The 16,660-nt window shown below is 27.7% G+C and carries 15 protein-coding genes and 1 pseudogene; 1 reads left to right on the top strand and 15 read right to left on the bottom strand.

Going from position 1 to position 16,660, the window contains the following annotated elements:
* The first annotated feature begins 8 nt into the window (after positions 1-8).
* Entirely contained in the window at positions 9-1,910 is a 1,902-nt protein-coding gene (locus AQ1685_RS05665; RefSeq protein WP_095070210.1) for a LysM peptidoglycan-binding domain-containing protein, read from the top strand.
* A 959-nt stretch (positions 1,911-2,869) separates the two neighbouring features.
* Here AQ1685_RS05665 and AQ1685_RS05660 read toward each other — a convergent pair.
* From AQ1685_RS05660 to AQ1685_RS05590, 15 genes and pseudogenes are all read right to left on the bottom strand, one after another.
* Positions 2,870-3,421, bottom strand: a complete 552-nt coding sequence (locus AQ1685_RS05660) for a sugar transferase (RefSeq protein ID WP_095070208.1) — start codon at positions 3,419-3,421, stop codon at positions 2,870-2,872.
* A 15-nt stretch (positions 3,422-3,436) separates the two neighbouring features.
* The gene (gene rfbB, locus AQ1685_RS05655) at positions 3,437-4,483 is read right to left on the bottom strand and encodes a dTDP-glucose 4,6-dehydratase (RefSeq protein ID WP_095070206.1); all 1,047 of its coding nucleotides are present in this window, start codon (positions 4,481-4,483) and stop codon (positions 3,437-3,439) included.
* 4 nt (positions 4,484-4,487) lie between these two features.
* On the bottom strand, positions 4,488-5,345 hold the full coding sequence (gene rfbD, locus AQ1685_RS05650; RefSeq protein WP_095070204.1) for a dTDP-4-dehydrorhamnose reductase: 858 nt from the start codon (positions 5,343-5,345) through the stop codon (positions 4,488-4,490).
* Position 5,346: 1 nt separating this feature from the next.
* Positions 5,347-5,900, bottom strand: a pseudogene (rfbC, locus tag AQ1685_RS05645) (dTDP-4-dehydrorhamnose 3,5-epimerase).
* A gap of 2 nt (positions 5,901-5,902) precedes the next feature.
* Positions 5,903-6,778 (bottom strand): glucose-1-phosphate thymidylyltransferase RfbA, encoded by an 876-nt coding sequence (rfbA, locus tag AQ1685_RS05640; RefSeq protein WP_095070203.1) that lies wholly within the window; start codon positions 6,776-6,778, stop codon positions 5,903-5,905.
* 1 nt (position 6,779) lies between these two features.
* The gene (locus tag AQ1685_RS05635) at positions 6,780-7,625 is read right to left on the bottom strand and encodes an NAD-dependent epimerase/dehydratase family protein (protein WP_095070201.1); all 846 of its coding nucleotides are present in this window, start codon (positions 7,623-7,625) and stop codon (positions 6,780-6,782) included.
* Positions 7,622-8,635 carry a lipopolysaccharide biosynthesis protein gene (locus AQ1685_RS05630; protein WP_095070199.1) on the bottom strand — a complete coding sequence of 338 codons (1,014 nt, stop codon included), beginning with the start codon at positions 8,633-8,635 and terminating at the stop codon, positions 7,622-7,624. Before AQ1685_RS05630 ends, AQ1685_RS05635 begins: the two co-directional genes overlap by 4 nt.
* Positions 8,636-8,641: 6 nt before the next feature.
* Entirely contained in the window at positions 8,642-9,781 is a 1,140-nt protein-coding gene (locus AQ1685_RS05625) for an NAD-dependent epimerase/dehydratase family protein (RefSeq protein ID WP_095075010.1), read from the bottom strand.
* The gene (locus tag AQ1685_RS20615; protein ID WP_317042156.1) at positions 9,781-10,311 is read right to left on the bottom strand and encodes an LbetaH domain-containing protein; all 531 of its coding nucleotides are present in this window, start codon (positions 10,309-10,311) and stop codon (positions 9,781-9,783) included. The genes AQ1685_RS05625 and AQ1685_RS20615 overlap by 1 nt, the downstream gene beginning before the upstream one ends.
* 111 nt (positions 10,312-10,422) lie before the next feature.
* A complete protein-coding gene (locus AQ1685_RS05615; RefSeq protein WP_157730119.1) occupies positions 10,423-11,640 on the bottom strand; it encodes a hypothetical protein in 1,218 nt (405 codons plus the stop codon).
* Positions 11,579-12,829 (bottom strand): O-antigen polymerase, encoded by a 1,251-nt coding sequence (locus tag AQ1685_RS05610; protein ID WP_095070193.1) that lies wholly within the window; start codon positions 12,827-12,829, stop codon positions 11,579-11,581. The genes AQ1685_RS05615 and AQ1685_RS05610 overlap by 62 nt, the downstream gene beginning before the upstream one ends.
* Positions 12,830-12,832: 3 nt before the next feature.
* The gene (locus AQ1685_RS05605) at positions 12,833-14,263 is read right to left on the bottom strand and encodes a lipopolysaccharide biosynthesis protein (RefSeq protein ID WP_095070191.1); all 1,431 of its coding nucleotides are present in this window, start codon (positions 14,261-14,263) and stop codon (positions 12,833-12,835) included.
* A 23-nt stretch (positions 14,264-14,286) separates the two neighbouring features.
* Entirely contained in the window at positions 14,287-15,030 is a 744-nt protein-coding gene (locus AQ1685_RS05600) for an SDR family oxidoreductase (RefSeq protein ID WP_095070189.1), read from the bottom strand.
* Positions 15,015-15,926: a Gfo/Idh/MocA family protein gene (locus tag AQ1685_RS05595; RefSeq protein WP_095070187.1), complete on the bottom strand. Its 912-nt coding sequence runs from the start codon at positions 15,924-15,926 to the stop codon at positions 15,015-15,017. Before AQ1685_RS05595 ends, AQ1685_RS05600 begins: the two co-directional genes overlap by 16 nt.
* A 3-nt stretch (positions 15,927-15,929) precedes the next feature.
* Entirely contained in the window at positions 15,930-16,658 is a 729-nt protein-coding gene (locus tag AQ1685_RS05590; protein WP_095070185.1) for an acylneuraminate cytidylyltransferase family protein, read from the bottom strand.
* Positions 16,659-16,660: the final 2 nt, after the last annotated feature.

Here is a 16,660-nt window from a genome sequence, read left to right as displayed (position 1 = left end):
TGAATTATATGAATAAGATTAAATTTTGGACTTTTACTTTAATAGTAACTCTATTAATATCTTCTTGTAGTCAACAAAAAAGATATATCTCTTATAAAGTAAAAGAAGGGGAAACTATGCGAGATATCGCTAAACGCATCGATGTTAAAACGGAAGATTTAGTTCGTTTAAATCCAGATGTAGGTGAAACCCCATCAATGAATAGTGTTATTATTATACCTAATCCAGAGTATAAAAAATCGATTCCTTTAATACAAGATTCTAAAAATGATAAAGAATCTAAGGAAAATAAAGATGAAAGTCCAGATGAATCTTCTTCTGAAAACGAAGTTACTACTGAAGACGAAAATGAAACTGTAAAACAACCAGATTCTACTCAAATCATTAGAACTGTAATTGAGTTCAAAAAACATACAGTTAAACCAGGAGAGACAGTTTATAGAATTACAAAAGACTATAATATTTCTAAAGAGGAATTGATAAATCTTAATCCTCAATATCCAAGATTAAAAGAAAATTATTTAGATGTTGGTCAGGTTTTAAAAGTAAAAGTAGCGGAAAAGAAAATCGTTTACTTATCTAGAGAAGAAGATTTAAAAAATCATGTAACTCATACAGTCAAATCAAAAGAAACTGTTTACAGTTTAACTAGATTTTACAATATTACCAAAGAGGAATTAATGAACTTAAATCCTGAATATCCTGAAATTGAAAATAATAATTTACAAATCGGTCAGGTATTAAGGATTCGTAATGTTGCTGATAATATTGAGAGCTATTCTTCTGAAATGTTTATTGATAGTATTGGTCAAATAGACGAAAGTATTCGTGTAGCTTTACTTTTACCTTTTAGAGCAGATGAATACAAAGAAAAAGTGTCAGATGATATTTTTGATACATCTAAAGCTGACAGAGGTAATGCTAATTTAGCAAACTTAGTTACCGATTTTTATCTAGGAAGTGAAATAGCAATAGATTCAGTAAAAAGTTTAGGCGTTAATTTAGATATTTCGGTGTTTGACACTGGAAATAGAGGGAAAAATATAGAAGCAATTTTAGAAAAGGAACTTTTAAATGATATGAATGCTATCATTGGTCCTTTTTATTCCGATAAGGTAAAAGAAGTTGCCAAAGCTTCTGATGCTCCTGTAATATTTCCTCATTATTCAAAAAATCAAAATCAATTTTCTTCTTCTAAAATTGTAAAATCTGCGCCAGATAAGACAATTCGAAGTCAAGCATTAGGAAATTATTTAAGTAAAATTTACGATGGTGAAGGAATTTTTATTGTTTCAGATGGAACAGAAACTTCTGATGCTCAATCTAAAGAAATTACTCAGATATTAAAAAGTAACGATTCTATTGAAAATGTTTTTGTTTTAAAACCTGAAGACAACTTTATCAAAAAAGAACGTTTTACAGATAAAATGAAACCTAATTCTCATAATTGGATTATTATAGCTACAGATCAACGAGATGTTGTTGCTAACGCTATTAATAGTATGATCGTCCTACCTGAAGGTATTTCTGCACAGGTTTTTGCTATTGAGAAAAACACTAGATCATATGAAAGTGTAGATAATAATACTTTGGCTCGAATTGGTTTTACATATGTAACTGATAGCTATGCTAACTATGAAGATCAAAATATGAAAAGGTTTATAAATAGCTATAAAGCTAAGAATAACGATATTCCAACTGAATATGCTGTTCGTGGTTTTGATATTACTTTTGATGTTTTAATGCGTTTAGCTTCTGGAGAAAAGCTTTTAGACACTTATAAACAAGGAGCTTCAATTCGTTTAGAAAACAAATTTGAGTTTGACAAAAAACTCTTTGGTAGCATCTACAATAAAGGATTATTTATTGTAAAATATAATCCAGATCTAACCTTAGAAAGAATTAAATAAATAAAAAAGGAGCTTTGAAACTCCTTTTTTTATTTATACTATTCCTTCTTGAAATAAGTTGATACAATATAGACTTACTTTATGAATAACAAAGGATCCAAGAAAACGCGTACCCAACGAGATTACAATTTAGGCTTTAAATTAGCTGTAGTTTCCCAAGTAGAAAAGACGAATTAAATTATAAACAAAACAGGCTCAGCTTAGACACAGGATTCAAAGCTGAAGTATCAATATCAGAGGAGAAAACGATATTATTGATTTAGCAGAGAAGGAGTATAACTTTCAGTTCAGAATAACTCCAATAATATATTTGTTTTACAAAAGAAAGAATGTATCTCTTCTACTAGTAATTTATTGGACTTTTTATTATCGAACTAATTAATTATTTATAAAACGGTAAAAGAGTTACCATATCATACCCAATTCTTATCATTGCTATAGAAAACATTCGAATCTTACTGAAAATTTAAATGTAAATAGACTAGAAAGAGTGTGAATAGTAGATATTACCTCATCTAGGAAATCGTAAAAACCTTGTATTATCACTAATTACAAATACATATTCTAAGAAAATTATAGGTTATTTATTTGAATAAAACTTTTAAAGTAATCTCAACTGAGAAAACCAGATATTACTAAAAAAATAGAATGTATCCAAACAAGGAACTTATCCATCATTGATATAGAGGTTTGTAATACTATAGTAATATATCAAGATTATTATCAAAACACAATATCTAAACAAGTTAATTGAATCTTAAAACAAGAGTTCTTTATGAATACAATACTACTAGTATGAATGTAAAAAATAGTATTGCTATCAACAGCTATATACAACTATTTAAAAACTCTTAATAAAACAAAAATGAAGATAAAATTATGATAAAAAAACATCATCTAAAGCTACAGCTTTAGATGATGTTTGATATGTTTAACCTATAAATAACTGTAACAGCTATTTATTCTTTAATTCGATCTCCTGAACCTTTGCCCCCTAAAGTAGCAAAAATATAGTGAAAATATTTTTTTATAGTTAACTCTTGAAGCATTTGTGCATCTACTTTGGCTAATTTTTCTGGTGTAGACATATCAATTTCATTGATTTGTGCAAGTCCAGTGATTCCTGGTAAAAAATCATATACACCTCTTTCGCTTCTTTCTTTTACTAACTCTTCTTGATTGAATAGATTTGGCCTAGGACCTACTAAGCTCATGTCTCCTTTTAAGACATTAAGAAGCTGCGGTAATTCATCAAGCTTTGACTTTCTTAAAAAAGCTCCTAACTTAGTGACAGAACTACTATTTGCTAAATGTGTTGCTACAGATTTTGTATCCACTCCCATAGTTCTGAACTTTAATAATGTAAATGGTTTTTGATGTTTACCAACCCTTTTTTGTTTAAAAATTGGTGAACCTGTATCAAACAATCCTAAGATATAAACAATAAGACCAACTGGCCATAAAAATAAAATTCCGAAAAATGAGAATATGAAATCTAAAAGGCGTAACATAAGTATATGGCTATTTTAATTAGAATACATCTCTTGATAGTAATTTTGATAATCTCCACTAGTTATTTTTTTTACCCAATCTTGATTATCTAAATACCATTGTACTGTTTTTTCTATACCTTCTTCAAATTGTAATGAAGGTTCCCAACCTAATTCATTTTTTAATTTTGAAGAATCTATTGCATAACGAAAATCATGGCCTGCTCTGTCCTTTATATAAGTAATTAATTTTTCAGATTCTCCTTCGGATCTTCCTAGTAACCTATCCACTGTTTTAATTAAAACTTTAATTAAGTCTATATTCTTCCATTCATTAAATCCTCCAATATTATATGTGTCTCCATTTTTCCCTTCATGGAAAATTACATCTATAGCTCTTGCATGATCGTTTACAAATAACCAATCACGAATGTTTTCTCCTTTTCCATATACTGGTAAAGGCTTATTATTACAAATATTATTAATAAATAATGGTATTAATTTCTCAGGGAATTGATATGATCCATAATTGTTTGAACAATTTGATATAATTATTGGTAATTCATACGTATCATGAAATGCTCTAACAAAATGGTCTGAAGAAGCTTTCGAAGCAGAGTAAGGAGAATGTGGATCATAAGATGTATTTTCTGTGAAAAAACCTTGCTCACTTAAACTTCCATATACTTCGTCTGTAGAAACATGATAAAATAATTTATTTTCAAAATTATTCCAGTTATTCTTAGCTGCTTGTAATAAACTTAAAGTTCCTAAAACATTTGTTTTAGCAAAAGAAAATGGGTCCTTTATTGATCGATCAACATGAGATTCAGCTGCTAAATGTATCACACCATCAATTTCATATTCTTTAAATAAAGAATCCATCTTTTCATGATCACAAATATCTGCTTTAATAAAAAAATAATTTTCTTTTGATTCTACATCTTTTAAATTTTCCAAATTTCCAGCATAAGTAAGAGCATCTAAATTAATTATGTTATAATTTGAATATTTATTTACAAATAACCTCACAACATGGGATCCTATGAAACCTGCTCCACCAGTAATTAATATATTTTTCATCTTTTTATTTTTCTAGTTCTTTAATACATTCATTTAACGAATCTCTCCAATGAGGTATCTCTATGTTTAAATCTTTTTTAATTTTTGTTTTATTTAAAAATGAATAATTCGGCCTTTTAGCTGGTGTCGGATAATCTTTTGTTTCTATCGGTTTAACATTGCATTTAAGATTAGCTATTTCCATAATACTTTTAGCAAAGTCATACCAAGAAGCCACTCCTTCATTAGAATAATGATAAATTTCGGTTTTACTCGGAGTATCTTGTTCTAAGAAAGTTAAACACACCTTAGCGAGATCTCTTGCATATGTAGGTGATCCTATTTGATCAAAAATAACACCGAGACTCTCTCTATCTTTACCAAGACGAAGCATAGTCTTGACAAAATTATTCCCAAAACTAGAATACACCCAAGAGGTTCTTATAATAAAACCTTTTGTGTTAGAATTAAGAAAATACTCTTCCCCTTCTCTTTTTGTTTTCCCATAAGTCCCTAATGGGTCAACTTTGTCAGTTTCTTTGTAAGGAATATAACTTTCTCCATTAAAAACATAATCTGTTGAAATATGAATAAATCTACCTCTTTCATTTAATGCTTCTAATAAGTTTCTTACTCCATCCGCATTTACTTTTCTTGCAAGCTCTTGCTCCGATTCTGCTTTATCAACAGCTGTATAAGCTGCACAATTTATTACAGCATTGATATCGTTTTGTTTAAAATAATCTTTTACAGAAGATAGGTCAGTTATGTCTAATCCTGAAGTGTTTTCAAAGAAAAAAACATGTCTGTATATGTGTTTTTTTGAAAGCACTTTAATTTCTGATCCTAATTGTCCCGATGATCCTGTTACTAATACATTCATGTTAATATATGAAAGGGCTTTTTAAATCTTTAAAGGATTGTAATTTTTTATCTTTATCTGATAGAGTTATATTTTCATCTTTAATCTTCCAATCAATCTTCAAATCTACATCATTCCATATTATACCACTATCAAGTTCAGGAGCATACCAATTATCAACTTTATAAGAAAATATTGCACTTTCGGACAGAACAACAAAGCCATGAGCAAATCCTCTTGGACAAATAATTGTCTTTTATTGTCTTCAGATAGTTCTACAGCTTCATACGCTCCAAAAGTAGGAGAACCTCTCCTAATATCTACAGCCACATCTAATACACTTCCCTTAACACATCTTACCAGTTTTGCTTGTTCATATGGTGGTTTCTGAAAATGTAAACCTCTTAAAACTCCTTTTGAAGATCTTGACTCGTTGTCTTGAACAAAATCTACTTTGAAGATATGCTCTTCAAATTGCTTCACATTAAATGACTCAAAAAAATACCCTCTTTGATCTCCAAAAACTTTGGGTTCTATAATCATTAAATCAGGTATTTTTGTTTTTATAAAATTCATCATTATTCTTTAACTAAATTTAATAAGTATTGACCATAATTATTTTTCTTCAAAGGTTGAGCTAATTTTTCAACTTCTTCTTTAGTAATATAGCCCATATAAAGAGCTATTTCTTCTAAACAAGCTACTTTTAATCCTTGTCTTTTTTCAATTGTTTCTATAAATTGACCTGCTTCCATTAAAGAATCATGGGTCCCTGTATCTAACCATGCAAAACCTCTACCCATTAATTCTACTTTCAAATCATTCTCTTCAAGATAAGTTTGATTAAGTGAGGTAATTTCAAGTTCTCCTCTATCTGAAGGTTTTACTTCTTTAGCTTTCTTAACTACATTATTTGGAAAATAATACAAACCTACTACTGCGTAATTGGATTTTGGTTGTTTTGGTTTTTCCTCTATCGAAATTACATTTCCATTATCATCAAACTCAGCAACACCATAACGCTCCGGGTCTTTAACATAATAACCAAAAACAGTTGCCTTTTTTTCTTGTTCTACATTCTTCCTAGCATTTCCTAGCATTTCCACCAAACCATGACCATAAAAAATATTATCTCCTAAAATCATACATACATTATCATCCCCAATAAATTCTTCACCAATAATAAAAGCTTGTGCTAATCCATCTGGAGAAGGTTGCTCTTTATAACTTAATTTTATACCAAGATCCTTTCCGTTTCCTAATAATTTTTCAAAATTTGGTAAATCATGAGGTGTGGAAATAATTAAAACTTCTTTTATTCCTGACAACATTAAAACCGATAATGGATAGTAAATCATCGGTTTATCATAAATTGGTAATAATTGTTTTGAAACTCCTTTGGTAATTGGATATAAACGAGTACCACTTCCTCCAGCTAAAATAATTCCTTTCATTTTATTTAATTTTACTAATACTTTTTAAACCATCAAATAACGAATATGGTGTTTTATACTTTAATATATTATTAGTCTTTGTATTATCAATTATTAAGTCACTATATAATTTATCATACAAAATTGGTTTAAAAGTTCTCAGGACAAAATTAAAAAAAGGAATCCTTATCAGTATTACCCTTTTATTAATTACTTTTGATAAATTAATGATTAAATCTGTTGTACTTATACTTTCATCATCACAAATCAAAAAATCTCCTTCTATTTTATTCTCAATAATATGATTAATTCCTTGTAATAGATTCTGGATATAAACAAAATTTCTTTTATTCTTAATTCCTTTAAAAGGTAAAATTGGTGTTCTTTTAATTAAACTTAATAACCTATTTATGTTACCAGGTGCATTTTTACCATAGACCATTGGAGGTCTAACAATACTAACTACAAAAGTTTCATCATTTAACGATTCAAGTAATTCTTCTGCTTGCAATTTACTAAGTCCGTATTCATTATTTGGTTTTTTTTCAGTTTTATAGTTAATCAACGATTTATTTCCATAGATTGCTATACTACTAATAAAAACAAATTGTTTCACTCCTTGTGACTTAGCTTTTTTTGCTAAATTATATGGATAGTTAACGTTTACCTTTTTATACTCTGCATTTTTAACTTTCGATTTATGAACTAAGGCAGCACAATGAAGAATTACATCTATATTTTGTAATTCTAGGCTTTCTATAGAATTTTTCAGTAAGGAGAAAGTAAATAAATTGTAATTTGACGAATAACTTTCAATAAAATTTTTCCCTACATATCCTGAAGCTCCAGTAACCATTACATTTCTCATTCAACTATCCATTTTTCAATTTGATTCTTAAAAAAAATACTTTTAAGCCATCCTTCTATGGACAATGCATCGTAAATTTGTTCTGGTATGTCTTGATAAGGACCTGTAAAAAAGTCTTCATTTAAGACAATATTATTCCTATCTATAACCAATATATTATTTTCATTATAAAAGATATATTTCTTAATTTCTGGGTTAGTTGTAATTATTTTTTTTCTTGCTCCAACAGCCTCCAGAGTTCTCATTGTTAACCCTTTTTGAGAGGGGTGATTAATGTCAAGGATTACATTAGAATCTTTATATAAATCTATTATATCCTGTTCTGTTAAACTCTTAAAACTTAATTTTTTGTAATCAAAATATTTAAAAGTAGAGTCAAAAATTCTTTTAAAAAAATATACAATCCTTCCCTGCAAATAAAAAAAAGTGTAAGAAGATAATTCTTTATCATTACACCAATCAACTATTTTGTTAGCCAAAATGTACCTATCAGAATGAGCCGTTCCTATAAAAAGTAAGTGATGTTTAAAATTATTTATTTTCTTTATACCTTTAAATGAGTCAAAGAAAAACAAAGGTTGTAAATCTAAACCAAATTGCTTTGCGTCATATGAATCAAATGTTATTTTTGACTGAAAGTATTTAAGTATCTTCTTAGAATTATTATTGTTATTAAAAGAATCCCATGTGTAAAAAATTCTTTTAGCACTTGGGTTAGATTCACAAAATTTTTTTAAAAAAAACTCAGGTATAACCTCACCTTTTATCAAGAATAAAAAATCATATTCTTTATCTTTTATCTCATATAATATTTTTCGATAATAATTATCTATTCTCCTTTTATATAAATCTCGTTTAAGCCTAATTAATCCTTTTACTAAGATACTATTTGAAGGTCTTTCATCATAATAATCTACTATAGCACCTAGAGAGCTTAATTTATTTTCTATTTTATTTTCAATGGAAAATAGTTTAACTGAAAAAAAAAGAATTTTTTTATTATTAAACATAAAATACTACTTTAACAACCCTTTTTCTTTCATTTCTCGAATAGATTCATCAAATTTATCATTTTTTATATCTTGTTGATTTACCCAATTTGTAAATCTAGATATACCCTCTTCAAAGCTTATCTTTGGTGTAAAGTTCAATAACTTCTCTATCTTAGTCAAATCAGCATAATTATCTCTAATATCACCTAATCTAAAGTTCCCAGATACTTTTATTTCTGTTTTACTATTATAATTTCTCCTCAAGGTTTTTGCTACGGTAACTACACTTGTTCTTTTTCCTGACCCCACATTAAAAACATTAAAATTAGCTTCTTGTTTTTCAATGCCTAAAATTGTTGCATCAACAACATCATCTATATAAACAAAATCTCGACTCTCTTGTCCATCTTCAAAAACATTAATATTATTTCCGTTTTTTATTCTTGTAGAAAAAATTGATAAAATTCCTGTGTAAGGATTTGATAATGATTGCCCTGGACCATATACATTTTGATATCTAAATGCTACTACTGGAACTCCAATAGATTTACCTACAACCATACACATTTGTTCTTGTACTTGCTTGGTTATTCCATAAATAGAAGAAGGATGTATTTTACTCTCTTCATCTGTTGGTAATAACTTTACATTTTCATTACTATATGGACACTTAACATTAAAATCTCCTTTTAACATATCCCTCTCATCTCTTTCTTTAGGATATACTATTCCGTGCTTAGAGCTTTCATATTTTCCTTCACCATAAATAGATCTAGAAGATGCTATAATAATTTTTTTTACAGAATAAGATTTACTATTTGTTAATAAATCTAACATTATCGAAGTTCCCATAATATTAACTTCATTGTAATGATTTATTTCATACATAGATTGTCCAGTACCAGTTTCAGCAGCAAAATGCACAACAATATCTTGATCTATTAAAGCTTTTTCCCAATCTTTCTTATTAGAGACGTCTCCATTAATGAAACGAACTTTATCTTTTATACGATTATACAACGGAGAAGTTTCTTCTGGATTCTCTCCATGTATCTGTGGTGATAAATTATCTAAAACTGTAACATTATAATCTTTCGATATAAGTTTTATAGCCAAATTACTTCCTATAAAACCAGCCCCACCAGTTATTAATACGTTTTTCATTATATTTTTTCCCATTTTTTTGTTTCTAAATTAAATTTCTTTATAACCTTAGCTGGTACACCAATTGCTATACTATTGGAAGGTATATCTTTAGTGACCACAGAATTTGCCCCAATAATACTTCCTTTTCCTATTCTGACACCAGGTAAAACAGATACAAATTCACCTAACCAAACATTATCTTCAATTACTATAAAATTTATTTTGTATTCTCTATCAATTGGAATTGACTCGGGGCTACTATCTCTTTCCCCTCCTTCATAAAATCCATGAGAACAATCTGATATATATATCTTACTCGCCATCAAAACATTGTTGCCTATAACTACTTTATTCATTGCTGTTATATGTACATAATCATTAAGTTGAACATTATCTCCGAATACTATTAGTTTGTCGTTCCTCAGTTTATCAGGATAAGCCTCAATTCTACATCCGATACCAGTAGTTAGACCTTTACCAAAGTCAATACTCTTTCTTCCTCTAATAATTATAGGGAAACGAATTAATCTTGATCTATTAAAAAACAAAATCGTTTTTATTTTAAAAAAAACAAGTTGAATTAAGCCAAAGAAGCCATAGATTTTAATTTTTTCAACAATACTCATCATTACATTAATAAATCTTTAAATGAAATTAAACTACCCTAAATCCTTGTATTTTAAATCAAAACCTTCATCCTCATATCTTAAGACTGTAATCCCTTCATTTTCATATTCATCAGCTAGTGTTGACATATAAGAAATAACAAAGTCAACTTTAGGAAAATCATTTTTAGCTAATATCACAAAATCACACTCCTTCTTGAGATTTTTATAAGGACTAATATCCTTATCTCCAGGATGTGGTTTGATATAAAGATTTAATTTTCTTTTAGGCAAATCTCTTATAATTACTTCTTCTTTTTTTAAAAAAAACTTATTACAAATTAAAAGAATATTTTTGAAACTGTTTTTTAGTAATAAATCACTAGAAGAAAATGTAATTGATGCTCTGTAATAAGCTTTTGGTTTATTCTTTAAAAGTACATCTTCACAAATTTTTTTTTGCTCTTCATTTATATAATATGCTAAATCAACACTCCCTATTTTCGGAGCTTTAGTATATTTATACAATATACCATGTTGTATCAAGCATTTATTTTTATTAGTATAATTTGCAAGATACGCCCATCTATCTAATAAACTAATAAAATAATAAGAATTAGAAGCATCCATTTTTTTTAAATAAAAATATGCCAAAAAATATTCGAATGAAGTATATGATCTGAACATTAAATCTCTAACGCCATATTTTTTTTTCATAAAAAAGGAAATTTTTACTGAATAAATAAATGAACAAAATAAATCAGAATAATTTATACCGCTAAACAAATGTAACTTTTCAAAATCACTGTAATCGGATTTTATAGAAGGTAATTTTATTATTACAACTTCATCGAGATTTATTTTAGCACTATTTAAAATCTTAACAAACCTTTCATTGTCAAAACTTATACCAAACATTATTAATTTATTATTTACATCTCTTTTTGATGTAACGAAATATTCTATGGAGTACTTGGAAAGTTTTAAGAGCAAAACTAAAACATAGACCAATACTTCAAGTTTAGATAACAAAAAAGTAAAAATATAAAAAACATTATGTAGACTATTTGGGAGATTTAAATATCTGGCTACTTGTTTAATTTTAAATTTTTTATAAGATAAATCTAAATTTTCTTTTCTACGCAAATCTTCATAGTTATTATATTCATTTATATAAGCATATAAATATCCTTTTGAAATTGTTTTAAGACTATAATTCATTTTTTCTAAAAAAAAATAAGACTCTAACGAGAGAGAAAAATAATAACGCAATGTAAAGTAATTCAAAACCACAATAAAAAATTGACACAATTGAAATTACTAAAAGTAAAATTAAAATAAATAAATTTTCTATAGGTAATTGTTTTTTATTATTTAATTTTCTTTTTATGTATAAGTAAAAAAAGAAACTTAATAACAAAGATATTGTATAACCAAAATTATATACCATTTGACATGTGTAACCATAAAAAAGATGAGATTTATAGTCAAAAGACCTATTAACCTTTTCCTTTGAAACATCTGAATCCCAATATATTACCCCGAAAAAATCCAAGAACTGGTAAACAATGCGAAGCAACCCCTCTCCATAAAGTGTTTTATCTACTGTATATAATTCTAGGCGATTTACTCCATTATAATAACCTTGGGCAGCATAATCAGCAATACTATATACTATTGGGTCTTTAATTCTCGATCTTGGAGGAATACGGTCTTTATAATAGTCCATTTCAGAGAATCGAGTTACAGTTATAGACACAAATACAAAAACTATTACAGAAGCAACTATTCTAAACCTTCTATTAATTTTATTTTTTATATTTAAAGGTATTATATCCCTTAAAAGTAAAAAGGCACCGAAAAAAACCATTACATAAGTAAATATTTGTGCTCTTGAATAAAAAGCAATTCCTGCTATTATAGATGATGATGATAGTAATAATGCTATCCTAGACTTTTTAATATCTGAAATAGAAAGGTAATAGAAAAAAAAAGGAATGGCAAAATACCCTAAATTTTGGGTTAGGTATGAGTATCTAAATAAATTAGCGAAATAGGGAATTTGATCATATAAATCTCTATATGCACCTTCTGCTTTAAAAGAAGCAATACTTGGTATATATGTACGTATTATTATTAACATAAAAATTCCTAGCAAAAAATTAAATAATAACACCTTATATAAAATTCGCTTAAAAAAAAACACGAATTTTTTATTTTTTAAATAAATCATTTGGATTTTAGCATACCGCCATGGAGCCAGAATTAAAAATAAATTAATGTTAATAAAAACAATACTAAAAACTATTTTAGGAGAGTCATAATCTATCTCTGCTCCAACTAAAAATTGAGATAAAAAGGAAAAAAATTGTAGTACAATTAGAGCAAAATAAAGTTTAGTCTTTCTATTATTAAACAGTAGAAATATAAAAAAGAATAAAACCTGAAGTATAAATCCCATACCTTAACTTTTAGTAATCATTTTTTTTAAGAAAAAATATTCTTTTGACTTTAATAGAAATACAACTGAAAGATACAATCCTATACCAATAATAATACTAAATAAAATCTTGTAGAAGTTATCAATAAACAATGATGAAATATAACTTATTAATAAAAATAACAAACCATTTAAAAAGATATTTAATAAAATAAAACTGATCTGTTTATAAATTTTAACTTTCAAGTATTTTTGCGTATAGTACATTGATAATACCGCGTCTAGCGTATAATAGCAAATTATTCCATAGCATACAGTAATTATATCATAATTCATGGTAATTAGTAATATAGTGATTCCAATCAATTTTTTCAGTAAGTTAATCTTAAGTAGCACCTGAGTTTTATCAAGAATTTTTAAATATGAATTATTGATATAAATTAATGGGATAAATAAATAAGCTACTGATAATAACTTTAATATTTCTGCACCTCCAAGCCATTTCTCTGTCAAGATAACCACTATTAAGGGTTTACTCAAAGCTATGATAAAAATAAGAATAGGGAAAGCTAGAAAGGTTGATAATCTTAAAAGGATTTCATACTTTCCTCTCAAGTAATCTTCATCATTTTTACTTTTAGATAGAATTGGAAAAAAAACACTTTCTACAGCATACATAAAATTAGTTGTTGTGAAAAAAACAACCGTTTGCATCCTATTATAATAACCTAGAATTTTTGCTGAAAAAACTTTACCTATAACTAAAGAATAAACATTATCATAAAATACTTGAACGAAATTATTAGATAAGATCCGAAACGAATACGGTAATATTTCTTTTAATTCTTCAAACGAAAAAATAATGTTAGGTTTCCAATTAGATAATCCCCAAAAAAGCAAGGCTTGTATTAGGTTAATTGATAAGGTTTGAAAAACTATTGACCAAACTCCATAATCGTTATAAGCTAAATATAATCCCACAGCAGCTCCTAAAACCGAGGAAACTAGTGTAACTAAAGCCGGGAATTTGAAATTAAGATTGATTGAAAACAGTACTCTTTGTATATAAGTAAACGAATAAACAATAACATTAAGTCCTACTACTTTTGTAAGTATACTTAATCGTTTAATTTCATAAAAATCTGCAATAAAATCAGCGCATAAAAATAATATCGAATAAAGTAATAATGATACCGATAAATTCGTATAAAAAACTGTGGAATATAAAGATTGTGTATTATTTACTCTAAAAATCAAGGCTTCAGAAAATCCTGATGCCACAAGTAAACTAGCAATCTGTGTGAAAGTAGTAATTATTGCTACTTCTCCAAAGTCTTGTGGTGTTATTAATCTTGCTATAATTAACGTCGAAACAATTTGGATTATCTGAGGTATGTAACGACCCAACATACTCCATAGTGTCATTTTTACTGAACTCTGTTTATCTTTTGTCATAATTTTAAATAACTATCAAAAGATTAAATAGCTGTCCAACCTCCGTCTACCATCAAATTATGCCCTGTTATAAACGAGGCATCGTCAGATAACAGAAAAACTATTGGCTGTGCAATCTCTTCAGGATTTCCCAATCTACCTAACAGGGATTTCTCACTATATCTTTGTATAAAGCTTTTGTGTTGTTGATCTTTAGATAAAATTCCTCCAGGAGATAAGCAATTTACTCTAATATTGAACTTCCCGTAATAAGAGGCAAGATATCTTGTCAGATTAATGATTCCTCCTTTAACAGCGGCGTAAGCTGCAGGAGATGTCCCTCCATAATCTTCATATAAAGAAAAGTCATTTCCAACAACTCCATAAATAGATCCAATATTTACAATGGAACCACTGCGTTGGCTTTTCATAACATCTAATACTTTTTGACACATGTAAAAAACCATATTCATTTGCATGTCTACATTTTCTCTCCATGATGATAGTTTTATATGCTCAAATTTCGTCCCCCAATCCTTTGTTCTAGGATAGGCTAAATTTACCAATCCGTCAATTCTTCCATGTTTCTCCAACACAAAAGAAATGAGTCCATCTATGGCTTCTTCTTCAGTAACATTAAAAGCCATTATATTATTTTCAACATCTGCCACAACATCAACTGCAACTACAGTAGCTCCATTTTTAAGTAATGAAATGCGGGTTGCGTTTCCTATTAACCCCTTTGCACCTGTTACTATAATTACTTTGCTTTTCAATCTTTCAGACATAACTCTAATACTTTGTAAGATTCTCTTATAGTGTTAAATTTCTCACCTTTAATAACATGGTGTGTAAAGAAATTCATTTGATCTATATACATATCTTTTAGTCCCTGTTTGGATTCAAAAATAGTACTATTATTGAACATAATTTTATTACTTAATAAATCTAAAAGATATGTTCCTTGATGTGTTAAAACTTCAAAAGTTCTTTTGGGTTCTTTTCTGTAATAATTCAAAATAATATTAGCGTAGAACGTTTCATACTCCCAAATAAAATTAGCATAATCAACAGAAGATATATTTAAAGATGATTTACTACTAAAAGTTTTTACTATTGATTTTGGTTCTTTAAAAATCCAATATAAATAATCAAGTTCATGAATTAAGTCTATGTGAACTCCACCACCCATTTCTTTATTTGCGCTGTAGATTTTTCTAAAATCTTTTCCTGGCCTCCAATCTGGCAAATAAGACCCACAATAAACATTAACCTCTTCAACTTTTTTATCTTTTAATTCTTTTTTTAAGAAACGAATACCTTCATGAAATCTCAAATTACAAGCGACATATGTTTTTATTTTTTTGTCATTTATAGCCCTAACTAATTCTTTCTCTTTTTCTCCTACACCAGAAAATAAAGGCTTTTCAATAAACAAAGGATAATTAAATTCTAATAATTTTTTTAAGGTTTTAAAATGCTCAGAGGTAAGGTTAGATACAATCACGAAACTAGGATTAATTTCTTTTATTAATTCTATATCATAAAAATCAATTATTCCATCTACAGGCAATGACTCTTTACTATGTCTGAGTGCATATATTTGGTTCTCAGATTCAATAACGTTAATAGCTTCTATATGCTTTTTTGCTATAGAGCCTAACCCGATAATTACGACCTTCATTATTTAAATATTTATACTTAATTTATTATTAGTTATTAAATATTCCATAAACTCAAAGTCTATCGGTGAATCTATATCAAAACACATGTGGTCCATTTTATAAATCAATGACTTTTCTGTAATTGCAGAATTGTTTCCTTCATTAAAAAATGAATCTCTATAGATATAAAATGAAGCATTCATTTCATATACTTCTGTGGCTGATTGTCTAGTTAAGAAGTTTCCTTTTTTACACAAATTATAATATTTTCCATATTTTTCTACCATATTAAAGTATGGATTTTTATGGGCTGTATTTACTGAAAATATATTATAAGCTTCTTTATCTGAAATTAGTTCTTGAAAGGCATACTCAACATCTTCAATAGTTCTTAGCGGAGAGGAAACATCTAAATCTAAGATATAGTCATATTTTTTATTCCTGTTTTCCTCCATATATTTTTTTACATCTATAATAACATCTAGTTTACCAGACTCGTCGGTTGCCAATTCTTGAGGACGTTTATAATCTAAGAAAACTCCTTCACCTTCAGTATTTCTAACTACTTTTCTAATTTCTTCTGAATCTGTTGATAACACTATATCTATTATATCTTCAGACCTTCTTTTTATTAATTTTTTAGCAACATCTATAGTGTAGTTAATTAATGGTTTACCTGCTAGTTCTTTTATATTTTTTCCCGGCACACCTTTAGAACCTCCTCTGGCACAAACCGTAATTAATACATCCATGA

It is taken from the genome of Tenacibaculum jejuense (assembly GCF_900198195.1).
Lineage (GTDB): Bacteria > Bacteroidota > Bacteroidia > Flavobacteriales > Flavobacteriaceae > Polaribacter > Polaribacter jejuensis.
This window is presented reverse-complemented; position numbering and strand designations above follow the sequence as displayed.